Origin of the sequence: Lamprobacter sp., from assembly GCF_034860625.1 — a bacterium.
Classification (GTDB): Bacteria; Pseudomonadota; Gammaproteobacteria; order Chromatiales; family Chromatiaceae; genus Lamprobacter.
On the sequence record NZ_JAYESN010000068.1, the window covers coordinates 1 to 24,670 of the forward strand.

Sequence of the window (24,670 nt, forward strand, 5' to 3'; positions counted from 1 at the left end):
AGAGACTAAGACAGTGAGATAGACACGGCCAGCACCAGCACCAGCACCAGCACCAGCACTAGCACTAGCACTAGCACTAGCACTAGCACTAGCACTAGCACTAGCACTAGCACTAGCACCAGCGGCACCAGCACCACCGACCCCTAGACCCAACTCACGCGTCACCTTCCAAATCGCGCGCGAGGCGATATCGCGTGGCACCGTGTTGCCGTAGGTCGGGTACCATTCCTCAAGGAAATAGAACCGCTCGGATTCGGGGATACGCAGCGGCTCGCGCCGATCGTTGGGGTCCTTCGGCACCCAGACCCGACCGCCCTCGCCTCGCGCGGCCTCGGTCATCAAACGCGTCTTATCCTCGCCCAGCATCGCCGTGGGATGGAACTGGAAGAACTCGGCATTCGCAAAGCGCGCACCCTGCTGGTAGACACGACTCGCGGCGGCGCCGGTCGAGTTGGTCGAGCAGGTGGTCTTGGGCGCATAGATCTGCCCCAGCCCACCGGTGGCCAAGACCACCGCATCAGCGTGGAAGGCGCGCACCTCGAGACTGCGCAGATCCATCGCAACGATGCCGCGACAGACGCCGTCGGCATCCTTGACGATCGAGAGAAACTCCCACCACTCCTGCTTCTCAACCTTGCCCTCGGTCTCCAGCCGACGCACCTGCTGGTCGACGCCATAGAGCAGTTGCTGACCGGTGCTGGCACCGGCAAAGCAGGTGCGTTTGTGCTTGACGCCACCGAACAGGCGTTGGTCCAGCAACCCCTCAGGCGTGCGCGAGAAGGTCACGCCCATGCGCTCGAAGGTGCGGATCAGCCCCGGCGCGTCCTCGCACATGGATTGGATCGGCGGTTGATTGGCGAGATAGCTGCCACCCTTGATGGTATCGACGATGTGCTGCTGCACGCTATCGCGCTGGCCCTTCATATCGAGCACCGCATTGATGCCACCCTGGGCACAGGCCGAATGCGAGCGCATCACCTCGAACAGCGAAAACAGCATCACCCGATGCCCGGCCTCGGCGATGCTCAGGGTTGCCCAGAGACCGCCGAGGCCGCCGCCGATCACGATCACCTGCGGCCCGGTGTCAGATCCCTTCATCGTTGCTGTACTCTTGCTGGCTGCTTCCTGGCGACATCCAGGCTGGCAGCATTGATACCGGCTTCATTCAGACCTGCCGCATTCATCCCAGCGGCACTGATGCAGGCAACCGTCATGTCGTGACTCCGGCGCCCGGCGCGATCAAGAATCCGATCAGCCCATGCACCCCGAGCGCTGCGAGCAGCAGCCCAAGCCCAGCGCAAAACCAGCCGAAACGCCGCTGCGCCTCGGCACGACTGGTCAGCCCCCAGACGATGGCGGCGGTGGCGATGCCGTTCGCCAGATGAAACACCGCCAGCAGCACGCCGATGAGGTAGAGCGCGAAGATCAGCGGCTGCGACAGCGCCTGCTGCATGTGGCCAAACAGATCCGCACTGATCGCCGGATCAACCAGCCCTGCAATCCGAGTCAGTCCGACATGCAGCAGCAGAAACAGGATCAAGGCCAGGCCAGAGATCCGCTGCAGCCAGTACAGCCAGTTGCGCAGATAGCCATAACGGCGCGGCTCAGCCTGCCCGTCACGGATGATCAGCAGCCCATAGCCGGCATGGAACAGCAGCGGCAAGGCGATGACGAAAAGCTCGAGCAGGAGCAAATAGTTCAGCCCTTGCAGCGCACCCACCACCTCCTCGTTGTAGTGTGTCGCACCGAAGCGGGACTGCGAGTTCTCCCAGAGATGGAAGATCAGGAAGGCGCCCACCGGCACCAGACCGAGCAGCGAATGCAGTCGGCGCAGCAGAAAGTGGGGATTTTGGATCGAGGCTGACATCGCAAACCCGGGCTGCCATGTTTTATTTAACGCCAGCGACAAGCCGTGCAGAGGTATGAGAGTCGGCCGCATGGACTTGTTAGGCGAAGCGATCAAAAGCTATTCCGCCGCCTTGTAGCCTTTTGGCGACTCCAATAGCCTAAGCTGTCGGTCAGCATGTCCATTACGCTTAGCCACCCCATACAGTGAGTTTTCTTCCACGTCTTCATTCCCCCATTGATGCCAACCCTGTTGCCTAAAGCGTGCAAAAAGCTCCAAATATGGCCCCGGTGAGCACGCCTCAACTAAATCGTAAATCTCGTCTGGCTTTCGTGAATGCTCGCGTTTACGCGTAGCAAATAAATTTACCTGGGTTCTACCCGCCGGAAGTGTTCTCATGCTCCCCCGAACCCCAAACAGAATCAACTCTGTGACATTGCGAAAGTAAAACCCTACACCCCGCCCGTCGGGGCCTCCGTCTTTACGGACTTTGTACCATACAAGATTTGTCTTATAGGTAAAGCCCCACGCCTCCATCACCTTAAGGCCTTCCATGAGAAGTGCATTCGGAACCCACAAATAAAGATGAGACTTTGCAGCAGCTAACTGAGAAACCGGGAGATCCATTATTTCTTTAACCTCCATCGTTGGATATCTCAATAAACGCCGATGCTCAGGAGCTACTTTGCCGGTCCGATTTTGGAATTGCCAAGGCGGATCTGCCAATATAGTCGAGTACTGACTCGTGACTTTCTCAATCAAATCTTTTGAGGGATTTGGCTCAGCGATGCTATATACTTTTCCGACCATATTCATTTCACTAATGGTTATCCAATCAGAACTGATTCCGGTATTCCAATTAGAAGCAATGGACAAGGATTTCCAACACCTCGCCGCACACGATCTTCAAGTTTCCGCCAGTGCGTTGTTGCCTCTCCAAATTTATCTGAAACAAAAGCACGCGCCCACCCTTCATCAAAAGAACCTACAGTTTTTACAGCTCTTTCTATATTGGTAAGCTGTCGACTTGTCGGACTGTAATATTCTGAAAGATTATCTGTACTTATTATACCATGATCTCGCGCAAATCCTGCGACCCTCTCCCGTAAAGCATTTTGCAAGGAGGTACCTCGAGTGATGATTCCTCCGATCGATATGACACCATCTGCGTGCAGCCTCTTGAAATTTTCCAGATCTCTATCAAAAAATGGATCCTTATTGTTCCACTCGATTTCAAGAGCAAAAATACCCGATAAAAATCGCTTAACATGATCAATTTCATGCGATATTGACTCCTTTTCCTCACCGTCCACGATTTTCTTTATTTCAAAATTATGCTTGTTCCAGCCGCATTGCGCCAAAGCACGCCTCATACGTTGAGTGAGCGGGCTCTCCCCACCACCGCCGCGTACAAGTTCCTCAATAGGAATTTCAATTTCGCCAAGTACCTCTTCAATTTCCGCGAGTGCTTCTGGCATATCGTGAATCAGTATTGCCTCCGCATGATGAAGGGCAAGTACTTCAAAGCCTCTGCTAACCAAGGAACTCAACATCATCCAAGACCCTTATGTTTGTATTGATCATGATACTCGCCCCGACATCTGGATATAGCCACTATAGAAGCTCAACGGATACTCGCTGAGCAAAAGTGAAGAGAGCCATTAATCGATCAGCAAGGCACCGCTAGTAGGTGACCATTCCATCACCACACGCTGCCCCCAGGGCATGGCTTGCTCGGTCCGTGGCTGAATGTTGGTGAGTGTCATCTCAACGATCACCGAGCCTGGACTGTCTTCAGGGCCGGCATCTGTGTCGGCATTAGCGTTGTTAGCATCGATATTAGCCCCAAGTGCCGCTTGCGCGCTCGCCTGCACCCGTACTCGATAGATCGATACATCGCCGAGATAGGCGATGTCTTCGACCACGCCTTCCAGGCGATTGACTCCAACACCACCATCCTCAGAATGAGCCGCGTTCGCTCCGCGCCCAGCGCTATCAGGCTTACCTGGATCACAAGGACGCATCTTCTCCGGGCGCACGGCAACACTCACCGGCGTACCAATCGCGAATGGATGAAAGGCCTGCATCTGCATCATCGGCCCGAGCTGCGAGGCCACACGTACTTGATTCCCCTCAACCGCGACCACCTTGCCCGGGAACAGATTGACCGAGCCGATGAAGCGCGCGACCGCCTGGCAGTTGGGGTATTCGTAGATCGCGGTCGGCGTGTCGACCTGCAGGATCTGGCCGGCACGCATCACCGCGATCCGGGTCGACATGGTCATCGCCTCTTCCTGATCATGAGTGACGGTGACGAAGGTGATGCCGAGTCGCTCCTGCAGATTGACCAGCTCAAACTGGGTACTCTCGCGCAGGCGTTTATCCAGGGCACCCAGGGGCTCATCGAGTAGCAACAGCTTGGGCTGCTTGGCCAGGCTGCGCGCCAGGGCGACGCGCTGCCGCTGTCCACCCGAGAGCTGTTCCGGCTTGCGCCGCCGTAGCTCGCTGATCTGCAGCAGGTCGAGCATCTGACTAACCCGCTCGCCACGCTTTTGCCGTGGCATGCCCTCCTGCTTGAGCCCGAAGGCGACGTTCTGCTCCACGTTCATGTGCGGGAACAGCGCATAGGACTGGAACATCATGTTCACCGGCCGCGCATAGGCCGGCAGATGGGTCACATCGGCCCCATCGATATAGATGCGCCCGGAGGTCGGCCGTTCGAGCCCCGCCAGCAGCCGCAGCAAGGTCGACTTGCCACAGCCGGAGCCGCCGAGCAGCGAAAAGAACTCGCCGCGGTAGATATTTAGGCTCAGGTCGTCAACCGCATAGACCTCGCCGAAGCGCTTGGTCACCCGCTCGATGCGCACATAGGGCGCCGCGCGCGGGTCCTGCCAGGGCTCGGGCATCATGGGCTGTACACCCTCAGGCATGATGGACGGCGCTACACCAGGCATCTTGGGCTGCTCAACCTCCGGCGACTTGGACCGTTCAGGCAAGTGTCGACAACACTTGTATCAGGGCGCGGGACTTGGCCACTCATGACCGTGAAACCAGCACGTCATCGTCCGGGGTGGCGACGCGCGATGGACGTCATAGGCAACGACAGCCTGGTTTAAAAGAACCGCGGATGCACAGGGATGAACAGCGATCCTTGCTGCTTCAGTCCGTCTTCAACGCTGTCCATCAGCGCTGCGCCTTGACCCGCGTCCAGCGCCGATTCAGGTTGCGAATCTCGCGGTCAGAGCGCTCGGTCGGCACGAACAGCCGCGCCTTGACCGCCGCTGGCGGGTAGATGCCCGGATCATCACGCAGCTCGGCATCGAGAAACTCGGTCGCGGCTAAATTCGGATTGGCATAGTAGACATAGTTCGAGGCCTCGGCGATGACCTTCGGCTGCAGCAGATAGGCGATGAAGGCCTGGGCCGCGGCGGGATTCGGCGCATCCTTCGGGATCGCTATCACGTCGGTCCAAAGTGCCGCACCCTCGCGTGGGATCAGATAGGCGATCTCCGGCCCCTTGGCCTCCTCGGCACGCGCCTGCGCCTGCAGCACATCGCCGGAATAGCCGTGCGCGACGCAGAGGTCGCCGGTCGCCAGATCGCTGGTGTACTGCGACGAATGGAAGTAGCGGATATGAGGATGCACCTTGTTCAACAGCTCGGTGGCCGCATCCAGATCCGCCGGATCAAGGCTGTTCGGGTCCTTGCCCAGGTAGACCAGCGCGGCCGAGAAGACCTCGGTCGGGTCGTCTAACAGACTGATCCCGCAAGCGGCCAGCTTGGCGGCCTGGTCCGGGTCGAAGATCAGCGCCCAGGTATCCAACTCCGCATCCTCGCCGAGCACCGCGCGCACCTTCTCGACATTCAGCCCGAGACCGGACGTGCCCCACATATAGGGCACCAGATGGGCATTGTCCGGATCGATCTCGGCCAGACTGGCCATGATGGCCGGGTCCAGCTGATCGAGCCCTGGCAGCTGCGCCTTGTCCAAGGGTCGATAGAGTCCCGCCGCGAGATGACGTGCCGCGAACGGCCGCGCGGTTGGAAACACCAGATCATAGCCGCTGCTGCCCGCGAACAGCTTGGCCTCCAAAACCTCATTGGAGTCGTAGACATCCAACACCGGCTCGATCCCCGTCTGCTCGGCAAAGCCAGACAACGTGTCTTCGGCGAAGTAGTCGTTCCAATTGTAGAGATGCACCTGCTGCGTCTCAGCCAGCGCCACAGCCGGCATGGCTAAGGCTGTCGCGAGTAGCGAGCGCGAAAACAGACGACGAAGACGACGAGCACCAAGCGTGATCAACAAGGTTGTAACCCCCTAAACGAAGACAACAGCGACGACGACCGAAAGAAGACGCCATGCTACTAAACTGCGCTTGAAAGAAAACCCTATATAACTGTTTAGAGCCCCCCGACTGCGCTCTGAGTATAGCCCCATCCGACCGATGTTTCCGATCTTGAAATCAGGCCACAAATTCAACCCACCAACGCAAAAATCAGCTTGTCGGCAGCCTCAGGCAGACTAACATTAAGGTATGGCTAGGAGGTCAAGCAGGCTAGTCAGTGGACTCCCTCTCCGCCACACTGGCCTTCCTCCCTCAATTGATCGACCTCATGATGTCAAACGCGCGCAACCTAGCCTTTGCTGAGGCGAGCCATAACGATGCCTTCACCGCGGCCCAGCAGGCCGCTCAAGAGGCCAGTGATCAGCTCGGGACAGAGGCGAGTTGGGCCTTGGCGTTCGGCGGTGGACGGCATGACCCAGTGGCGTTGCTTGCAGGCCTGCGCACTGTGCTGGGCGACATCCCCGTGGTGGGCGGTAGCACCGCCGGCCTGATCACCGCTAACGGGACCAGCCTCTCCGGCTTCGAGTGCGGGCTCATCCTCTTCGGCCCATCGCTGATGCCTGGGGCCATCGTCGCTGAGACCGGGCTCTGTGATATGCGCGCGACGGGGAAACGACTCGGCACCGCGCTGCGCGATGCCTGCCCTGAGGCCACCACCATCCTGCTCCTCTACGACTCCTTGCATACGGTATCCCCGCGCGAATTGCATGTCGCAAGCCCACTGGTCGATGGTCTCCATGACGGGCTTGGCGATCTTGAGGCTGCCGTGATTGGTGCGGGCACCCTCGGCGATCTGAACATGGAGATCAGCGTTGTCTTCGATGGCCAGGCGCCATGCCAACATACCGCCGTCGCCTTGGTGCTGCCAGCGAGGCTTCGCAGTCATATTCGCATCACCCATGGCTGCTACCCAGCCAGCGATTTCATGACCATCACGCGCATCGAGGGTGCCCGTGTGCTCGAGCTTGACGGTCGGCCTGCCCTCGAGGTCGCAGCCGAGCGCCTCAAGATCCCGCTGGCCGAGATCGCGCAGCTCTCCCCTGCGACGCTCCCACTGGCCCTTGGCGAAAAGCAAGGCGCGCCCTACGCACCCTTTTCCGACGATGCCTACAACAACCGGCTGGTGGTCGGCGCTGACGCTGCATCTGGAGCCTTGATCCTGTTCGAGGCGGATTTTAGGGTAGGCACACGGGTCCAGCTGATGGACATCGACACAGACCGCATGATTGACTCAGCCCGAGAACAAACCGAGCGGCTGCTCGCGGAGCTCGGCGACGCCAGGCTGGAGTTTGGCCTCTACATCGACTGCATAGGCCGGGCGATGGCGTTCAACGGACTGGATGAGGACGAATCCGCACCCGTGCGCACCCTGGTCGGTGCTCGCTGCCCACTGTTGGGATTCTTCTCTGGCGTCGAGATCGCCCCCATTCGGGATCGTTGCCGACCGCTCGACTGGACCGGCGTGCTCGCTGTCTTCACAACCACGCCGGATGACAGCCCGGGAGAAGCCTGCTAAAACGATCGACCATCACCGCCCCGACTGAACCTCATTGATCGAGCAACAGCCAATGGACGATGTGCAAACAGCGAAAGAGGTGATCGACTTCTACCGCCAGCAATCTGATGAGATCGGATCGCGTCTGCTGCGAGCTCAAGCCGAGCTCAGGAGCGCGCGCCGCGATGCGCAACGCCAGCGCATCATCGCCGCCATCATTCAGCGCCTGTACCGGCTCGAGGGACAGGAGCCCTCAGACCAAGCACCAGACCACTGGCTCGGCGAGAAACTGGTCGCCCTACTGGTGGAAGTTCTCCAGGTCGACTGCGCGGCACTCCTATCAGGCATGCGCCACAACCGGCTCTTGGTCGAGCACGCCCTCGGTCTGGATGCGGCGTTCCAACTGCCGCTCTCCGCACCTCTGCCAGAGCAGGCCATCAGCTCGGCACCCGAGCAGATCCCAACGAAGGTCGATGAAGCGCTTGCTGCCCATGGCCTGCAACGCTGGCTATGGGCGAGCTCGACGAAAAGCGACCGCATGCTGTTGCTTGGCCATCGGCGCCAACTCTTGGGCGGGGTGGAGCTGGCCTTCGAGACGGGCGATCAAGCGATCGCGGAAGCCGTGCTTGCGGTCTACCTGGCACTGACCGAGCAACGCAGCGCAACACGCGCGCTGCACAGCGCCGAGATCGACTACCGGACCCTGTTCGAGAGCGCCCAAGACGCCTTCGTCATCATCGACGCACAGAACAATCAGTTGCTCGAGGCCAATCAACAAGCGTTGCGCCTGCTCGGGGCCGATTTCGAGCAGATGCAGCAGCGTCCCATCATCAGTTGGCTCGCCGATCCTGATCCACGAGCTTGGCGTCGGCGCTGGCATCGAGCGCTCTGCGGCCGCACCCAGCAGCTCGAATGTCGCCTGCGCACGCTTGCTGGGCAGCCGTTTTGGGTTGAGCTACGCCTCACGCGCATCGGCGCCATCCAGCGCGGTCGACTGCTGCTTATCGGGCGTGACATCAGCAAGCGCAAGAAGGTCGAGCTGCAGCTGCGCCAATACGCCTTTCGCGATGAGCTGACTCAACTGCCCAATCGCGCCCTGATGTATCGACGCCTTGGCGAGGCACTCGAGCGCCAGCGCCAAGAGCCGGGCTATCAGTTCGCCTTGCTGTTCCTGGATATTGATCGCTTCAAGACCATCAACGATAGCCTGGGCCACAGTCTTGGCGACCGACTCTTGGTAGCCATCGGCCAGCGCTTAACCAGCCAACTGCACAAGGACGACAGCATCGCCCGACTCGGCGGCGACGAATTCCTGATCCTCGCTAACAAGATCAGCGACGCGCACAACGCGCAAGCCATGGCCGCACGCATTGAACAGGCGTTATTGATTCCCTTCACCGTCAGTGGCCAGGAAATCTTCACCAGCGCCAGCATCGGCATCGTGCTAGCGGACGCGAGCTACAGCCAGCCCGAGGCACTGCTGCGCGATGCCGATATCGCGATGTATCAGGCGAAACGTCATGACGGCCGCGAGCGGCGCTACGCGCTCTTCAATCCCGCCATGCACGCGCGCGCCATTGCCGATATGGAGCTGGAGCGCGATCTGCGGCGCGCGCTGGAGAGCACGCAGGAGCTGACGCTCTTCTACCAACCCATCCTTCGACTCAAGGACGGCCGTATCACCGGATTCGAGGCATTGGTGCGCTGGCGTCATCCACAGCATGGACTGGTGCGACCAGACCGCTTCATCCCGCTGGCCGAGGATACCCTGCTGATCCTGGATATCAGCCGCTTTGTGCTCCGCGAAGCCAGTCGTCAAGCCGCAGCCTGGGCAACCGAATTCACCCGGCCACCCATCGTCAACGTCAACCTTTCCGGTCGCCAGTTCATCAGCAGCGAGGTCGCCGAGGAGACGAGCCAATTGGTCGCCGAGGCCGGCTGCCCGCCAGCACTGATCAATATCGAGATCACCGAAAGTGCCATCCTCACCGACAAGGCACTCGCCTTGGCCGGCATGGAAGGCCTGCACGCACAGGGCTTCAAACTGAGCATGGACGACTTCGGTACCGGCTACTCATCGCTCAGCTATCTGCATGAGTTCCCGTTCGATAGCATCAAGATCGATGGCAGCTTCGTCAACACGCTCACTAGCGAACCGCGGACCGCCGCCATCGTAACGGCCATCTTGCGCCTCGCGGAGACCTTGGAGAAACAAGTGATCGCTGAGGGTATCGAGACGCCCGAGCAGCTCGCCACCCTGCAGCAGCTCGGCTGCAATGCCGGCCAAGGCTATCTGTTTTCACCACCGGTCGAGGCGAGCGCAGCAGAGGCCATGTTCCGTCAACGGCCCTGGGAAAGCGCAGCGGAGTAAGCAACTGTCCATCAACTTCTTCCCGATTTGAAGGCCAATGCTGGGCGATCATCGGGAAGTCGACAATGGTGATCAAGCGATGACCACTGCCTCGAATCGACTCCGTGCCCTGCTCGCCCAGGGCCATCTGATCCCGATGCCTTGTTGCGGCGATGCGCTGAGCGCAACGCTGATCGAGCAGGCCGGCTTTCCACTGACCTTCATGTCCGGTTTCGCCGCTGCCGCGCACCGGCTTGGCGCGCCTGACACCGGGCTACTGTCCTATGCCGAAGTCTTGGATCAAGGGCGCAACATCATCGAAGCCGTCAACATTCCGGTGATCGGCGATGGCGACACAGGTTACGGTAATCCGCTCAATCTGCAGCGCAGCCTGCGCGGCTTCGCCAAGGCCGGTTTTGCCGCGATCATGCTCGAGGATCAGATCGCGCCCAAGCGCTGCGGCCATACCCTCGGCAAGGCCGTGGTCGAGCGCGAGGAGGCCTTCGACCGCATTCGCGCTGCGGTGGAAGCCCGCGAGGCCGGCGCCGACATCCTGATCTTGGCGCGCACCGATGCGCGCGCGCTGCTCGGACTGGATGAAGCAATCGAGCGTGCCAACCGTTTCCGTGAGCTGGGTGCCGATCTCCTCTTTGTCGAAGCGCCAGAGACCCGCGAGGAGATGGCCATCCTCTGCCGGGAAGCACCCGGCATCCATCTGGCGAATATGCTTGAAGGGGGTGTCACGCCGATCCTGCCGCCGGCCGAGCTGGAGGCGCTTGGCTACCGAATCGCAGCCTATCCACTGACGCTGCTCTCAGCGGCCATGCGGGCGATGGCCGATGCGCTGAACGACTTCAAGGCTGGGCGCCATCCACAGCAACTGATGACCTTTGCCGAGGTGCGCCAGCGGCTCGGCTTTGACGCCTATGACGCCCAAGCGGCAAGGTTTGCCCGGTGAAATCCCTCAGACAGGTTCTCAACAGCTGTCGGTTCGCGCAGGCCCCTGACCTCGATGCACTCGACACTGAGGCACTGACCGACATCCAGTGGCGCGCCGATCGCTGCACGCCCAGCTCGATCCTCTGTTTCCAGCGCTTTGATGATGGCAAGAGCGATGCCGAGATCATCGAGCGCTATCTGGCGCATTGCCCGTTCGGCGCACTGGTGATCAATCGCGCGCTCGATGGCAGTCATGATCATGATCATGGTCATGAGGGGCAGGGACAGGATCGATATTTAGAGCAGGAGCAGTCCCTGATTTCGGAACAAAAGGATGAATCAAGCCAGACTCAGTCATGTCAGCCTGGGTCATGTCAGCCTGGGTCATGGCAATGGCCGACGGGATTTCTCGCTGGGCGCCCGGTCTTCGTCACCGCGCCAGACGCCTGGGGCGAGACCCTGGAACGACTCTGCGATCATTTCTATCCGCAAGGACCACAGCAGTGGCAGATCGCCGGTGTCACCGGCACCAACGGCAAGACCACGACCCTCAAATACCTGGAGTCGATGCTGCTCGCTGAGGGTCGTCGCGTGCTCAGCATCGGCACCTTGGGTCTATCGCTGAATGGCCAACCACTTGCCGAGACTGGTTTCACCTCACCGCCCTATATCGAGCTGCGGCGGATTCTCGATCACTACCGCGATCGGGCCGAAACGCTGGTGATGGAGGTCTCCAGTCATGCGCTGCATCAGGGCCGCGTGCATGGGCTGCGCTTCGCGGCAGCAGCCTGGACCAACTTCAGCCAGGATCATCTCGACTACCATGGCGACGAGGCGAGCTATTTTGCTGCCAAGGCCCTGATCCTCGAGCAGCTCGGCGAAGGCGTGCCGTTACTCACCACCAGTGCCAGTGTCGAGCGCCAATTGCGCATCAGGCATGGGGCTGAGGTGCCGGTGGCTCGGCTCGAGGTACCTGGGCTCGAGGTACCTGGGCTCGCAGCAGCGACCCAATCTGAGGCTGAACGCGCCTCGGCGAAACGGCGAGGGCTGCCTGCCGAGGCATTGCAAGCCCGCCCATTCCTGGCTCTAAGCCACAATCGTGCTAATTATGCACTCGCCTGCGCGTTGGCAAACCGGCTGCTCGGCGCCGAGCCCAAAGCGCCTTGGCAAGCCCTGCGGCCGGTGCCCGGACGGTTCGACTGTCATGTCTACCAGAACCGGACCATCGTCATCGACTTCGCCCACACCCCAGATGCACTCGAGACCATCCTTGGCGCGATCCGCGGGGCGTTCCCGGCTGCCGGCCTGATCACCCTCTTCGGCTGTGGCGGCGATCGCGATCGCAGCAAGCGTCCCTTGATGGGCGCCGCGGTCTGCCGCGGTTCGGATGATGTGATTCTGACCTCGGACAATCCTCGCTTTGAAGACCCGCGGGCGATCGCCGAGGATACGCTCCAGGGGATGGCGGGCTGCAGTACAGCGCCGACGCTGATCCTGGATCGGACCGAGGCCATCGCCAGACTCTTTGATCGGCTTGCCGCCTACCCCGCTGATCAAGCCTGGGTCGCACTGATCGCCGGCAAAGGTCATGAGCCTTATATCGACCAGGCCGGGGTCAAGCGCCCATACAACGATCGCGAGCAAGTGCTTCGCAACCTCAAACGGCTTGGTTGGGACGCACAATGATGAGACGACACCCATGCGATCGATGGCTGCTCGTCCTGCTGATGCCCTTGGTCACCCTGCTCATCAGTTGTGCCGCTGATCATCGGGAACGCTCATCGATGACCCTCAGCCAGTGCATCGAGCCAGCGCATGCCAAGTCGCCCGACATCCGCCGTAACCTGAGCGACATCGAACGCGCCGGACTCTGTTACCGACACCAGCAGGTGCGCGAAGGCCGCTTCACTTGGAGCTTCCACATCCTGGAGCATCGGCAACATCCGCAAGGGCCGTTCTGGATCTTGCCGCACGACAATGAAAACACGGCCTTCGATGTCGGGGTACAGGCGGTGATCGATTACGGTGGCGGCCTGCTCGCGGTCGACAGCGGTGGCCAGCGCCATTTTCTTGGTCAGGACCCAAACCGCAACTTCAGCCGCACCAACGCCGAGGCGAAACGCTGCCCGGGGCAACGCCATCCGGCTCCAGGCTATAGCCAGGCGGTGCTGGATCATTACCGCAGCCGTCGCGGGCCAATCCTTGCCTTGCACAACAACCTCAACGGTTGGACCGGCAACGGCGGCGCGGGCAGCATCTCGCTTGAGCGCGAGAGCCCCTCGCTGCGCGCCTATCCAGGGCAAGGCAGCGGCCGCCTGCGCGATGAGGACAACCTGGTCTTCGTCGCCGGTACGCGACCGCTGCAGTCTGATCCCGCCCTCAAACACCGAATCAAGGCACTCAATGAGGCTGGCCTGAATGTAATGCACAAACAGGTCAGCCAGGCCAATTTCGACTGTTCCCTCTCGGACTATGTCAGCCAACATCGGCTCGGCGAGTACTACAACATTGAGGCCGAGCACGGCGATCGACACAGCCAACAGCAGATGGTCGAGCGGCTGCTTGCGGTGCTTGGCATCCCGCGTTTGAGCGCAGAGCGCCCAAGCTCGCCATTCTTGCAGCCTTAGCCGCATGTCGATCTGGCCTAGGCTCTACTCAACAGCGACCGGCCTGGTGCTGGGTGTGCTGCTGGCACTGCTCTGGCCGGCTGGTGCGGTCTGGGTCGGCTGGCTCGGCGAGATTTTCTTATCGCTGCTAAAAGTGCTGATCCTGCCGTTGATCCTCGTCTCGATCTACCTCGCGCTGGCGCGCGGGGTCGATCTGGCTCGGCTTGGCGGACGCACGCTGGGCTTCTATCTGCTCACCTCCGGCTTCGCCGCCATCAGCGGGACCCTGCTCGGGCTCCTGTTCGCGCGCGGAGTCGCGCCAGGGTTACTCGAGCTCGAGCCCATTGCCGGCGATCGCCAGGTGTTCGGCGCCGGCTTCAGCCTGGAACAGCTGATCGCGAATCTGGTGCCTTCCAACCTGTTCGCATCCCTGAGTGAGGGCAACATCCTGCACATCGTGGTGCTGGCGATCTTCGCCGCTCTGGCGGCACGTGGGTTGGAGCCGACGCCACGCCAACAGCTGCTCAAGGGTGCCGAGGCCGTCAACGCGCTGCTGATGCGCATGCTCGCCACCCTGCTAGCGGTGGCACCGATCGGCATCGCGGCGTTGGTCTACGCCAGTTTGGCGACGATGGACTGGGCCGGGGTGCTGGTGTTGCAACCCTTCGTCTGGGCGGTCGCGCTTGCGGTCGCGCTGCATGCCCTACTCTTCCTGCCGGCGCTGCTCTGGTTGGGCAGTCGGCGGCATCCCTGGCCGTTCTTTATTCAAGTCCGCGCGGCGCTGGCCACGGCGCTTGCAACGGCCTCGAGCGCAGCGACCTATCCAGTCTCAAAGCAGACCCTAGAGCAGAACGCTGGCGTCAGCCCAGCCACCACCAGCTTCAGCCTGCCCTTGGGCGCAACCCTGAACATGGACGGCTCGGCACTCTATCAATCCATCCTGCTGCTCTTCATGGCTCAGCTCGCTGGCGCCGAGGTCTCGCTCTGGCAGGCGCTGATGATCGTGCTGCTGACCATGGCCTCGAGTGCCGGCACTGCCGGCATCCCCGGCGGTGGCATCGCGATGATGGCCTTCATGCTCGATCTGCTCGGCCTGCCGCCGACCTATCTTGCGCTCTACTTGGTCGTCGATCGCTTTTTCGACTACCCGATCACCGCGCTCAATGTCTGGGGCGACTTGGTCGTCGCCGCGCTCGTCGATCAGTCAGAAGGAACATGAAGAGGACGCTGATCAGCGAATGGTGATGCTGATCAGCGAATGGGTCAGCCTGCGGGTACGCCAGCGTTCAACCTAAAAAGAGCATTTCAACCGCAGATGACGCAGATTAACGCAGCTATTTGAATACATTGCAGATGATCATGGCTTCACCTGTTGGGTGGCCTTATTAGACCTGCTAAAACCTTGTTTTACATCATTTTAATCTGTGAACGTCTGCGTCATCTGCGGTTTATAGGCTCAAGGCTCAATGCCCTCAATGAGGTCCATCGAGGATAGCTCGGCGGCCCGTTCCGGCGGATAACCGAGCGCAGCGTAGTCGAGGATGCCACCGGGCTGATGGCAGTCCTTGCACCCGTGCCCCTCGCGCTGGATGCCATGGTTGACCATCAAGGTGCCCATCTGCCGCATCCAGTGCGGCTCGACCTGCGGCCCGAGCTGGCCATCCTCGGTCAGCGGGTAGAGGGTCTTCCAGCCACCCTCGACGCCAAAGTAGGCCATGAACTCATCCATCATGTAGAGCTTGAATGGCTCTTGATACATGCGCTTGACGATCGGATCTTGAATCGCCTTGGCCACCGAGGCACGCGTATCGCCGGTTTCGTAGTAGGTGGCGTAATCGAATGGCAAGATCATCGCCCCGAACGGACCCTGGTTGTTCATGTCCTCGTACATCATTGCGTTGAAGGGCTTGAACGGATAGATGCGGCTTTCGCCTTCCTCCATCGCCGCGCGCAGATTCTCGCTGACCATCTGGCGGCGCTTCTCGAGCATCTCGGGTGAAAGCTGCGACAGTGGGTCGGTCGCACGCTCGACATAACGCTCGACATCGATGTCCGGATACTGCTTCTTGAGCGCCTGGGCTTGGGTGCGCACGGCTGCGATCACCTCGGGATTGTCGATACGCGCGATCTGCTGCATCAGCGGGTCATAGCTGCCATCACCCTCTGGATTGCTGCCCAAGGCGTTGGCCAGGAAGGTGCCATTGCCGTTGAACCAGAGGTACATCATGCCCTTGCCAGGCTCACCAGAGCGGTAGATGTCGGTGGGTGTCCAGATACCCTCCTCGGCATCCCACGTCGGATGCACCCAGTCACGCAGCACGACGTTGTTATCCTGCAACTGCTTGATATGGCAGGTCTCGCACGCGAGCCGAGCGACATGGCCGTTAAGCAGCGCGCGATGGTCGGAGAGATTGTGTGGCGTCTTCGAGTGACAACTCTCGCAGGTCACATCCTTGTCTGGCAGGTCGGTCGCGACCAAGTCGACACCCTTGCGACCACGCGGAATCTTATGGCCTTGGGGCTCATGGCAGTCAGTGCACTTGATGCCCGCGGCGGCATGGACATCATCCTCTGGGCTGAAGGGGTTGCCACGCTTGGCGCCGGTATGTAACAGCCGCTGATGCTTCTCGCCCAAATGCTGGGCCGCCACGTTATGAATATAGGCATCGCCACCCATGTTGTGCTGATGGCAGTTGAGGCAGTTCTGGTTGGTCGCGCGGCCAACGGTTAACGCGGCGCGCATGCTGCGATCTTGGTTCCAGCGCAGACCTTTCTTGTCCTGAATCACATAGCGCTGGTCCATATCGTATTCAGCCGCATGGCAGATCAGACAGTCGATGCCTTGCTTGGCCACATCCGGGACGTCGCCGACCGGCATCATCTTTTCAGTCGCGGGGTGGTAGTTGCCGCCAATATGACATTGACCACAGCCCTCACTGCGCATCACCACGGCATCGCTGGATCTGTGCTCAGCCTCACTGCCGTCCGTTGCCGCTCGCATTGCCACGGCTTTCGCGTGGCTCTGATCTTCAACCGGTGAGGACTGGGCCTCGGACTCAAGTGCATGCTCGGGCTTACTCTCGACCAGCGCAGCCCAGCCAGTCCAGGAGAAGCTGCCCGGTATCCCACAGGCGCGGTTGATCTTGCCCACTGGAATCTTACGTGCGCCCTCGGCATTAACCTGACGGCCATCGTAGCCGTAGGTGGAAAAGGCACCGCCGGCCGCGCTCTGGAACTTGAAATGCACCGTATTGACGATGTTCTCTAGGGTGTCGACCGTCTCGATCGTCCCGTCCTCGTGGGTGATATCGATGGTCGCGTGACACTCCAGACAGGTTTCCGGGCCTTTGTACTCACGGATGCCAGCTTCACGGAAATACTTGATGTGCTTGTAGCCATGCTCTTCGAAAAAAGAAGGCGTGTTCATCAAGATCTCCGCCTTGACCTCACGCGCAAAGGGGTCTTGATCCTGACGCACGCTGGCCAGCGCCCGTTCGATACGGGTCTGCTTGGTAAGCTCCAGGGCCAGTTGCTCGAACTCCGCATCGCTGAGCTTGCGTGAATCATAGGTCAGGGGTGCGTTCTTCACCCCCGTGTAGGCATCGAAGAACAGCGGATAGACCAGCTTGTAGAGCACCGTTGGCACTAGGATGATGGCAAGCAGGATGGCGACACGGCGGCGCGTCTTGGTTGCGAACAGGGAGCGGAAGTTCATGGGTTAAGTCTCGAAGAACGCATGACGAATGACCGAGCGTTGGACAGGATCCGAACGACCGTATTACGGATAAACAGTGTACGGATAAACAGTGTTACGGATAACGCTGCCGCCCTCTTAGCCGCTCGATTCCTCCTTGTGCCATCCCGTCACCATGGCTTTGAGATTGGTCGTCGGCGTCTCCCCAGTGGTGATGATGTACATGTGCACGATCAGGAACAGCGCAAGCATCCAAGCCACGACAAGATGGGTGATGGCGATGATCCAGACCGTACCAACCCCAAACAGGGTCTCGGGCAGCGAGGTCGAGAACAGGAAGGCCCAGCCACTGATGACTAAGATCGGCATCAACCCGTACATCACCCCGATATAACTCAGGGTTTGCAGCGCATTGAGCTTTTGATCGGCGCTGACGTGGAACGGATGCGGCGCCCCGACAAAAATGCCATGCAAGTAGTAACGGGTCTGCGCGATCAGATCGCCTGGGAGCCTGCGGAGGTTGACCCGATAATGCTTGCTGTTGCCACTCCAAAGATTACCGACCACAAACACCAGCCAAGAGAGACTCAGCAGCATGCCGCAGCTATTGTGAATCGGCACCGCGACATCGAATGGAATCAGCCAGCCCAAGCTGAAGTGCATGCTCACCCCGGTGATCAAAAGGGTCAGGAACAGCAGCGCATTCAGCCAATGCCAGAGCCGCAGCCAGATCGGATACAGGTAAAGCCTGCTCATTGTGAAGTCCCCTGCTTACGGTAGGCGAGATAGCGACCAACGCCATGCGCGCCAACCCCCAGGATCATCAGCAGGATCACCACGAGACCGATCCAGTCCATCCAAGGGTTACGCGTCATGCCGACGATATAGGCATCGTTGTAGATGGCCTGCGAGAAAAAGCCCTTCTCCTCGCGCGCTTGCTCAGACCGATAGTTATAGAGCTGACTGAGCAACGCCGAGCCCTTGCTATGACATTCAACGCAGAGCCGGTTGCTATCCTCGGCAGCCAATAGATTGTGCGATGGCCGTTCGGGAATGCGACCCTCAAGCGGGGTGTGACAGTCAACACAGCGCACCGAGGACCAATGGGCCTGCGGCCGAGGCAGCCAATCATGGCCTTTGGGTACTGGCGTCAGCAGCTCTGTATGGCAATCGAGGCAGGTGCCATTGGTCTCGGCAACCACCTGTGCGATCGAATCACCAGCACGGATGGGATGGAAGGTATGCGGGTTGTGGCAGGAGAAACAGGAGAAGTCATCAACGCCCTCGGTGACGTGGACGCTCTGCTCGAATTCATGCTTGAGCCCGATCAGGTTCGGTGCGCCGTCATCCTGCCGGCCTTCATGGCAGTCGACGCAATTCAGGGCCTCGTCTGCGCTGCTGCTGCGGTGCGGGTACTGTGAATAACCACGATCGTGGCAGTCGCTGCAGGCCAGTTCGGAATGCACCGAATGGCTGTAGGCCTCGCGATCGATCGACAGATTGACGATCTTGCCGGTGTCGCGGTCACGATAGGCCATGGTCTCCATCCAGTGGCAGCGCATGCAGTTCTGGCTGTCTTCCTTGAGCAGACCCTGCTCTTCGTGCAACGGTGCGGCACTGGCAGTGGCCGCATCGCCCCTGCTGACCACGACTAAGCCGGCGGAGCTCGCTAGGGCCGCACTGCTGAGCAGCAGTCCTGCCAGCGCCAGCATCAGCATCTGCGACGATCTCCGGAGGCGGACAGGCTGGAACAGCGCGATCGCGAAGCTTGGGATGGGAGGGCTGGAATCAGCCGGCGGACGGAAGAACATGCATGGTGCCTCTCTGCATAGCGACCATCGGACCGAGGGCGATCGTCACCTTAAACGGCTGGCCTATCATTGGTGAATGACCCGAGACAAGCAAGGAATCGAATCAAAGAACCGCATTTCAGCAGTTGCTAGGCGAGTTGCGCCATGACAACGCTCAGCGCTGGCCGCGAAAGCGCAGGCGCTAGGCGCGCACCTGGCCGTCGATCATGCCCGGAATCAGCAGGCCGCCTGCGGCATCGATCACGCGACCAACGGCGCGAGCGCTCAGGTCAACGCCGATGGCCTCGAGGCGACCACCGCGGATCAGAATGTCGGCCTCAAAGCGGCGGCTTTCGTTGACGCAGTCGGCATTGGCGATCGATAGGCTAGTCATGACAGGCTTGGCAGCCTTATAAAGGGTTGGTTGGTTCATCAGGGCCCGCGCCTCTGATAATCTCCGACAGCAAGTCTAAACCCACTGAATTGATCAGAGGACACAAACCATGAAAAAGCAGCAGCTGTATTCTGCGCTGACCCTGTTCGTCGCGTTGGCATCCGCCACACTGCTAACCGGCTGCCCGGCCAGCATGTCCGCCTCTTCCTACACGCGTGACCAAGCACGCAGCGCGCAGAATGTCGAATTTGGCACCGTGCAGTCGGTCCGCGAGGTGCGGATCGAGGGTACCAAGAGCGGTGTCGGCACCCTCGCAGGCGGTGCCATCGGTGGTGTCCTCGGCAACGAGGTCGGCGCTGGAACCGGTCGCACCCTCGCCACCATTGGCGGCGGCCTCGCCGGCGCAGTCGCTGGCTCGGCAGTCGAAGAAGGCGTCACACGCCAAACTGGACTCGAGATCACCGTCAGACTCGACAACGGCCGCACCATGGCCGTGACTCAAGCAGCCGATGAGTCGTTCGTGGCTGGTGATCGTGTGCGCGTTTTGACCGATCGCTTTGGTACTGCTCGGGTCGTGCGCTGACCCAAGGGTCCAACTTGGTTGACATTGCTCAATGTCAACCAAGGTGACTTTTGCGACAGTTCCCTGCTTTCCCTGACCGATTGATGATGATGAGCTAACAGCGGGCATGACCTTAGCGGATCGAGTCAACACCTTCGGCGTCGATCTGGTCCGCCGCTATGGCCGCCGGGTGCATAAGCTGGCGATCCATGCCGGCTTCACCTGTCCAAACCGCGATGGTAGCAAAGGGCGCGGTGGTTGCAGCTTCTGCAACAACATTTCCTTCAGCCCTAACGCCGACAGCCGAACCGCCCATCAGGTCGCCAGCACAACCCGTTCGGCCCCGGAGCGCAGCGTCGCCGAGCAGATCGAGGCCGGCCGACGCGTGCTGCGAAAACGCACTGGCGCTAAGCGCTTCTTCGCCTATTTTCAGGCCTACACCAACACCTACGACGATATCGCTCGCCTCAGCGCCCTCTATCGGCAGGCGCTCGACGAGCCGGATGTGATCGGCCTCTCGGTCGGCACCCGTCCAGATTGCGTGCCTGATGCGGTGCTGGATCTGCTCGCTGGCTATCGCGCAGAGGGCTACGAGATCTGGCTTGAGCTCGGCCTGCAGTCGGCCTTCGACAGCACCCTAGCGCGCGTCAATCGCGGTCACAGCTTCGCCGACTATCGACGCACGGTGCGCGCGGCTCGGCTGCGCGGCATCCCGGTCTGCACGCATCTGATCATTGGCCTGCCCGGTGAGGGCCGTGATGCCGCACTAGAGACACTCGCGCGCGTCGTCGCACTGGGGACCGACGGACTGAAACTGCATCCGCTGCATGTGGTCCGACACACCCTGTTGGCGCATCAGTGGAGCCGTGGCGGCTACCAGCCGCTGGCGATGGATGACTATATCGAGATCGCCGCTGATCTCATCGAGCGCACCCCCCATGACGTGCTCTATCACCGCGTCACCGGCACCGCGCAACGCGAGATCCTGCTAGCACCCGAATGGTGCTCGAAAAAGTGGATCGTGCTCAACGGCATCGAGAATGCGCTGCGCCGTCGCGGCACCTGCCAAGGGGCTCTGGCATCGGAGCAATCGCGTCTCCGGTCATCTGCGATCGACCGCGTCGCCTGAGGCCGCGCCCCAATGCCCATGACGCATCGCAACAGGGGGGGGGAGATGACGCAGCCCGGAAGACGAAGCACCTGTTTCACGATAACCACGAGTGACCTAGACGATGGAATTGGTTTGTCCAGCCGGCAATCTGCCGGCATTGAAGGCGGCCGTCGACAACGGCGCGAATGCGGTCTATATCGGCTTTCGTGACGACACCAACGCGCGCCATTTTGCCGGCCTCAACTTCGCCCCGAACAAGATGGTCGAGGGTATCCGCTACGCGCGCGGAAAGGGTGTGCGTGTGTTCATCGCGCTCAATACCTATCCTCGGCCAGAGACCTTCAAACGCTTCGAGCAGGCCGTCGATCGCGCCGCTGAGCTTGGTGTTGATGCGCTGATCGCCGCCGATATCGGCGTACTGGAGTACGCCAGCCGCACCCACCCGGCGCTCAACCTGCATCTCTCGGTGCAAGGCTCGGCGACCAACTACGAAGCGCTGCGCTTCTACCATGAGCACTTCGGTATCCGCCGCGCGGTGCTGCCACGGGTGCTCTCGATCAGCCAGGTCAAGCACGTCATCGACCAGAGCCCAGTCGAGATCGAGGTCTTCGCCTTCGGCAGCCTCTGCGTGATGGTCGAGGGCCGCTGCATCCTCTCGTCTTACGCCACCGGTCGCTCGCCGAACACCTACGGCGCCTGCTCGCCGGCCAGCCATGTCGAATGGATCGAGACCGACAGCGGACTCGACACGCGTCTCGGTGGGGTCTTGATTCAGCGCCATCCAAAAGGTGAGAACGTCGGTTATCCGACTCTCTGCAAAGGCACCTTCAACACCGACGGACGCATCGACCATGCGATCGAGGACGCGGTCAGCCTTAACGCAATGGAGCTCCTACCGGAGATGGTCGCCGCCGGCGTCAAGGCGGTGAAGATCGAGGGCCGGCAGCGCAGCCCGGTCTATGTCGCGCAGGTCACCAAGATCTGGCGCGAGGCACTGGATAGCTTTGAGCGCAACCCGAGCAGCTTCGCCCCCAAGCCCGAGTGGACCGCCGCCTTAGGCAAAGTCTCCGAAGGCGCCCAGACCACGCTTGGCCCCTATCACCGGCCTTGGCAATAGGGGGAATCAAAACGATGGACAGGCTTCAGAACCCAACCGCCGCTGCACAGAGCGGCCATCGCCCACGCCTCTCGCTCGGGCCGATCACCTATTATTGGCCAAAGAAGCAGGTCGATGCCTTCTACGCCATGGTCGCCGAAGCGCCGGTCGATATCGTCTATCTCGGCGAGACCATCTGCTCGAAGCGCAATCAAGTCCGGTACGAAGACTGGCTGGCGATCGCTGAGCGTCTCGCCGAACAGGGCAAAGAGGTCGTGCTCTCGACCCTGACCCTGCTCGAGGCCGAATCCGAGCTGAAACGCCTGCGGACCATCTGCGAGCAGACGCAGTTCATGGTCGAGGCCAACGACATGGGCGCCGCGCATCTGCTCGCCGGTCGCCCGTTCGCGATTGGTCCCAGTGTCAACTGCTACAACGATCGCACCCTCGGCGTGCTCGCCAAACAGGGACTCAAGCGCTGGGCGCTTCCGGTCGAGCTGACCCGCGAGACCCTCGAGCAGATGCAGCGCACCAGGCCCGCCGGCGTCGAGACCGAGGTCATGGCCTACGGACGGCTCCCCCTCGCCTACTCCGCGCGCTGCTTTACCGCGCGGCACAAGGATCTCCCCAAGGACGATTGTCGTGATGTCTGTCTGGAATACCCCGACGGTTTGGTGGTCAACACCCAGGATGATCAGCAGTTCCTGGTTCTCAATGGCATCCAGACCCAATCGGCGCAGACGGTCAACCTGCTCGCCGAGCTACCGGCGATGCGTCAGCTTGGCGTCGACATCTTGCGCATCAGCCCGCAATCGCAGCAGATGGACCAGGTGATCGAGCTGTTCCACCAAGCCCTGAGCGATGCGCTCGAGCCTGCGGAGGCTAGCAGCCAGCTCAATGCGCTGATGCCGGTTGGTCCCTGCGATGGCTACTGGCACGGCGAGGCGGGGATGGCGACGACGGCAGCCTGATACGTCGAGGCGGCCCAAGGCCTGGAGCAGACCTGGGCCTAGCCGACAAGGCGTGCCTGCAGGCAGGCAGCCTGATCGCGCTAACCGCGAGCACCGAGCATGACGTCAGCTCTCCTGTCGGGTCGATGGCGGGTGCTATGCTTGAGCGCCTGGGACCACTGAGTTAAGAAGCTGTGTAGCCATGCGCTTTTTCAATACCGAGGGGCCGGTGCGGGCTGGTGAGCATTACCTCCTACCACCACTCACGCGCTGGGATCTGGACGAAGTGCTCGCGCTGATCGAGCAGAAAAAATACTTCCTACTCCACGCCCCGCGCCAGACCGGCAAGACCTCCTGCTTGCTAGCGTTGATGGCTTACCTCAATCAGCAAGACCGTTATCGTGCGCTGTACGTCAACATCGAAGGCGCCCAGAGCGCGCGCGAGCAGGTCGAGCAAGGGATGGCGATCGTCTGTAGCGCGCTTGGGCGTGCGGCGAAGTTGTATCTCGACGATGCGCGCCCGAGTGACTGGTGCAGAACAGAGGGCCGCGAGATCGCCGCCGGCGACCGCTTCGCGGCATTGCTCGAGTATTGGGCTGGCGCTGATTCGCAACCCCTGGTGCTGCTACTCGACGAAGTCGACGCCCTGATCGGCGACACCCTCATCGCCCTCTTGCGCCAACTGCGCGCCGGCCACCCCCAGCGTCCGCAGGCCTTCCCCAACACGGTCATTCTCTGCAGCGTGCGCGACCTGCGTGACTATCGCATCCATGCTCGCTCTGAGGCGGCGCCGATCACCGGCGGCAGCGCCTTCAACATCAAGGCTGAATCCTTGCGTCTGGGCGATTTCAGCGAGGCGGAAACGCGGGCTTTGTTGCAAGAGCATACCCAAGAGACCAGTCAAGTCTTCACCCCAGAGGCGCTGCAGCAGGTCTGGACGTTCACCCAAGGTCAGCCATGGCTGGTCAATGCGCTGGCCTATCAGGCTTGTTTCCGCTCGCCCGAGGGGCGCGATCGCACCCGGTCGATCGATGCGGCGATGATCGATGCGGCCAAGGAGTATCTGATCCTCAATCGTGTGACCCATCTCGATCAGCTCGCCGATAAGCTGCGTGAGGAACGGGTGCGACGCATCATCGAGCCGATGCTGGCCGGCGAGTCGCTGGAGCAGCTGCCGCTTAGTGATCTTGAGTATCTGACCGATCTCGGGCTGTTGCGCCAGCGTGGTGGGGGTGGCATCGAGATCGCCAATCCAATCTACCGCGAGGTCTTGCCGCGCACCCTGGCCCTGGTGCCTCAGGCCTCGCTGCCCAGCATCAGCCCGACCTGGCTCGATGACCAGGGCCAGCTCGATCCCGAGCGGCTGTTGGCGGCCTTTCTCGACTTCTGGCGCCAGCACGGCGAGCCGCTGTTGAAGAGCGCCCCCTATCATGAGATCGCTCCGCATCTGGTGCTAATGGCCTTTCTGCACCGAGTAGTCAACGGCGGCGGT

Annotated in this window: 21 protein-coding genes; 11 read left to right on the forward strand and 10 right to left on the reverse strand. The window is 60.8% G+C overall.

Features of this window, described 5'->3' with window-relative positions; translation table 11 throughout:
* The 6 genes from VBE63_RS16470 to VBE63_RS16495 all read right to left on the reverse strand — a co-directional run.
* On the reverse strand, positions 1 to 1,098 hold a 1,098-nt coding region (locus VBE63_RS16470; protein WP_323684118.1), incomplete at its 3' end, for an FAD-binding protein.
* A gap of 112 nt (positions 1,099 to 1,210) precedes the next feature.
* Positions 1,211 to 1,867: a succinate dehydrogenase gene (locus VBE63_RS16475; protein ID WP_323684119.1), complete on the reverse strand. Its 657-nt coding sequence runs from the start codon at positions 1,865 to 1,867 to the stop codon at positions 1,211 to 1,213.
* A gap of 99 nt (positions 1,868 to 1,966) precedes the next feature.
* On the reverse strand, positions 1,967 to 2,722 hold the full coding sequence (locus tag VBE63_RS16480) for an MT-A70 family methyltransferase (protein WP_323684120.1): 756 nt from the start codon (positions 2,720 to 2,722) through the stop codon (positions 1,967 to 1,969).
* Positions 2,674 to 3,402 (reverse strand): BglII/BstYI family type II restriction endonuclease, encoded by a 729-nt coding sequence (locus VBE63_RS16485; protein ID WP_323684121.1) that lies wholly within the window; start codon positions 3,400 to 3,402, stop codon positions 2,674 to 2,676. The genes VBE63_RS16480 and VBE63_RS16485 overlap by 49 nt, the downstream gene beginning before the upstream one ends.
* Before the next feature lie 105 nt (positions 3,403 to 3,507).
* Complete coding sequence (locus VBE63_RS16490) at positions 3,508 to 4,776, reverse strand: ABC transporter ATP-binding protein (RefSeq protein ID WP_323684122.1); 1,269 nt, start codon at positions 4,774 to 4,776, stop codon at positions 3,508 to 3,510.
* A 253-nt stretch (positions 4,777 to 5,029) separates the two neighbouring features.
* Positions 5,030 to 6,079, reverse strand: coding sequence for a polyamine ABC transporter substrate-binding protein (locus tag VBE63_RS16495; RefSeq protein WP_323684138.1), 1,050 nt, complete (start codon positions 6,077 to 6,079; stop codon positions 5,030 to 5,032).
* 329 nt (positions 6,080 to 6,408) lie between these two features.
* Here VBE63_RS16495 and VBE63_RS16500 point away from each other — a divergent pair, with 329 nt between their 5' ends.
* The 6 genes from VBE63_RS16500 (at position 6,409) to VBE63_RS16525 (ending at position 14,800) form a co-directional block, all read left to right on the forward strand.
* On the forward strand, positions 6,409 to 7,707 hold the full coding sequence (locus VBE63_RS16500) for an FIST signal transduction protein (RefSeq protein WP_323684123.1): 1,299 nt from the start codon (positions 6,409 to 6,411) through the stop codon (positions 7,705 to 7,707).
* Between the two features lie 52 nt (positions 7,708 to 7,759).
* Complete coding sequence (locus VBE63_RS16505) at positions 7,760 to 10,057, forward strand: putative bifunctional diguanylate cyclase/phosphodiesterase (RefSeq protein ID WP_323684124.1); 2,298 nt, start codon at positions 7,760 to 7,762, stop codon at positions 10,055 to 10,057.
* A 79-nt stretch (positions 10,058 to 10,136) separates the two neighbouring features.
* Positions 10,137 to 10,994, forward strand: coding sequence for an isocitrate lyase/PEP mutase family protein (locus tag VBE63_RS16510; protein WP_323684125.1), 858 nt, complete (start codon positions 10,137 to 10,139; stop codon positions 10,992 to 10,994).
* On the forward strand, positions 10,991 to 12,661 hold the full coding sequence (locus VBE63_RS16515) for a UDP-N-acetylmuramoyl-L-alanyl-D-glutamate--2,6-diaminopimelate ligase (RefSeq protein WP_323684126.1): 1,671 nt from the start codon (positions 10,991 to 10,993) through the stop codon (positions 12,659 to 12,661). The genes VBE63_RS16510 and VBE63_RS16515 overlap by 4 nt, the downstream gene beginning before the upstream one ends.
* Positions 12,661 to 13,602, forward strand: a complete 942-nt coding sequence (locus tag VBE63_RS16520; protein ID WP_323684127.1) for a hypothetical protein — start codon at positions 12,661 to 12,663, stop codon at positions 13,600 to 13,602. Before VBE63_RS16515 ends, VBE63_RS16520 begins: the two co-directional genes overlap by 1 nt.
* Before the next feature lie 4 nt (positions 13,603 to 13,606).
* Positions 13,607 to 14,800, forward strand: a complete 1,194-nt coding sequence (locus VBE63_RS16525; protein WP_323684128.1) for a dicarboxylate/amino acid:cation symporter — start codon at positions 13,607 to 13,609, stop codon at positions 14,798 to 14,800.
* Between the two features lie 237 nt (positions 14,801 to 15,037).
* On the opposite strand, the gene VBE63_RS16530 is transcribed toward VBE63_RS16525, so the two are convergent.
* The 4 genes from VBE63_RS16530 to VBE63_RS16545 form a co-directional block, all read right to left on the reverse strand.
* Positions 15,038 to 17,296: a nitrite reductase gene (locus VBE63_RS16530; protein ID WP_323684129.1), complete on the reverse strand. Its 2,259-nt coding sequence runs from the start codon at positions 17,294 to 17,296 to the stop codon at positions 15,038 to 15,040.
* A gap of 117 nt (positions 17,297 to 17,413) precedes the next feature.
* On the reverse strand, positions 17,414 to 18,031 hold the full coding sequence (locus VBE63_RS16535; RefSeq protein WP_323684130.1) for a cytochrome b/b6 domain-containing protein: 618 nt from the start codon (positions 18,029 to 18,031) through the stop codon (positions 17,414 to 17,416).
* Positions 18,028 to 18,993 (reverse strand): nitrate reductase, encoded by a 966-nt coding sequence (locus VBE63_RS16540; protein WP_323684131.1) that lies wholly within the window; start codon positions 18,991 to 18,993, stop codon positions 18,028 to 18,030. Before VBE63_RS16540 ends, VBE63_RS16535 begins: the two co-directional genes overlap by 4 nt.
* A gap of 274 nt (positions 18,994 to 19,267) precedes the next feature.
* Positions 19,268 to 19,498 (reverse strand): hypothetical protein, encoded by a 231-nt coding sequence (locus VBE63_RS16545; RefSeq protein ID WP_323684132.1) that lies wholly within the window; start codon positions 19,496 to 19,498, stop codon positions 19,268 to 19,270.
* Positions 19,499 to 19,568: 70 nt separating this feature from the next.
* Between VBE63_RS16545 and VBE63_RS16550 the strand changes: the two genes are divergently transcribed.
* The 5 genes from VBE63_RS16550 to VBE63_RS16570 all read left to right on the forward strand — a co-directional run.
* On the forward strand, positions 19,569 to 20,042 hold the full coding sequence (locus VBE63_RS16550; RefSeq protein ID WP_323684133.1) for a glycine zipper 2TM domain-containing protein: 474 nt from the start codon (positions 19,569 to 19,571) through the stop codon (positions 20,040 to 20,042).
* A 106-nt stretch (positions 20,043 to 20,148) separates the two neighbouring features.
* Positions 20,149 to 21,150, forward strand: coding sequence for a TIGR01212 family radical SAM protein (locus VBE63_RS16555; protein ID WP_323684134.1), 1,002 nt, complete (start codon positions 20,149 to 20,151; stop codon positions 21,148 to 21,150).
* 103 nt (positions 21,151 to 21,253) lie between these two features.
* A complete protein-coding gene (ubiU, locus tag VBE63_RS16560; protein WP_323684135.1) occupies positions 21,254 to 22,249 on the forward strand; it encodes a ubiquinone anaerobic biosynthesis protein UbiU in 996 nt (331 codons plus the stop codon).
* Between the two features lie 14 nt (positions 22,250 to 22,263).
* Positions 22,264 to 23,199 carry a ubiquinone anaerobic biosynthesis protein UbiV gene (gene ubiV / locus VBE63_RS16565; RefSeq protein ID WP_323684136.1) on the forward strand — a complete coding sequence of 312 codons (936 nt, stop codon included), beginning with the start codon at positions 22,264 to 22,266 and terminating at the stop codon, positions 23,197 to 23,199.
* A gap of 181 nt (positions 23,200 to 23,380) precedes the next feature.
* Positions 23,381 to 24,670, forward strand: a 1,290-nt coding sequence (locus tag VBE63_RS16570; protein ID WP_323684137.1) for an AAA-like domain-containing protein, incomplete at its 3' end; no start/stop codon positions are given.

What these genes read in the sequence shown, in the direction of transcription:
- VBE63_RS16475 (WP_323684119.1), bottom strand. Translation starts at nt 1,867, where the DNA reads ATGTCAGCCTCGATCCAAAATCCCCACTTTCTGCTGCGCCGACTGCAT.
- VBE63_RS16485 (WP_323684121.1), bottom strand. Translation starts at nt 3,402, where the DNA reads ATGATGTTGAGTTCCTTGGTTAGCAGAGGCTTTGAAGTACTTGCCCTT.
- VBE63_RS16490 (WP_323684122.1), bottom strand. Translation starts at nt 4,776, where the DNA reads ATGCCTGAGGGTGTACAGCCCATGATGCCCGAGCCCTGGCAGGACCCG.
- VBE63_RS16495 (WP_323684138.1), bottom strand. Translation starts at nt 6,079, where the DNA reads ATGCCGGCTGTGGCGCTGGCTGAGACGCAGCAGGTGCATCTCTACAAT.
- VBE63_RS16505 (WP_323684124.1), top strand. Translation starts at nt 7,760, where the DNA reads ATGGACGATGTGCAAACAGCGAAAGAGGTGATCGACTTCTACCGCCAG.
- VBE63_RS16510 (WP_323684125.1), top strand. Translation starts at nt 10,137, where the DNA reads ATGACCACTGCCTCGAATCGACTCCGTGCCCTGCTCGCCCAGGGCCAT.
- VBE63_RS16520 (WP_323684127.1), top strand. Translation starts at nt 12,661, where the DNA reads ATGAGACGACACCCATGCGATCGATGGCTGCTCGTCCTGCTGATGCCC.
- VBE63_RS16525 (WP_323684128.1), top strand. Translation starts at nt 13,607, where the DNA reads ATGTCGATCTGGCCTAGGCTCTACTCAACAGCGACCGGCCTGGTGCTG.
- VBE63_RS16530 (WP_323684129.1), bottom strand. Translation starts at nt 17,296, where the DNA reads ATGAACTTCCGCTCCCTGTTCGCAACCAAGACGCGCCGCCGTGTCGCC.
- VBE63_RS16535 (WP_323684130.1), bottom strand. Translation starts at nt 18,031, where the DNA reads ATGAGCAGGCTTTACCTGTATCCGATCTGGCTGCGGCTCTGGCATTGG.
- VBE63_RS16540 (WP_323684131.1), bottom strand. Translation starts at nt 18,993, where the DNA reads ATGCTGATGCTGGCGCTGGCAGGACTGCTGCTCAGCAGTGCGGCCCTA.
- VBE63_RS16545 (WP_323684132.1), bottom strand. Translation starts at nt 19,498, where the DNA reads ATGAACCAACCAACCCTTTATAAGGCTGCCAAGCCTGTCATGACTAGC.
- VBE63_RS16550 (WP_323684133.1), top strand. Translation starts at nt 19,569, where the DNA reads ATGAAAAAGCAGCAGCTGTATTCTGCGCTGACCCTGTTCGTCGCGTTG.
- VBE63_RS16555 (WP_323684134.1), top strand. Translation starts at nt 20,149, where the DNA reads ATGACCTTAGCGGATCGAGTCAACACCTTCGGCGTCGATCTGGTCCGC.
- ubiU (WP_323684135.1), top strand. Translation starts at nt 21,254, where the DNA reads ATGGAATTGGTTTGTCCAGCCGGCAATCTGCCGGCATTGAAGGCGGCC.
- ubiV (WP_323684136.1), top strand. Translation starts at nt 22,264, where the DNA reads ATGGACAGGCTTCAGAACCCAACCGCCGCTGCACAGAGCGGCCATCGC.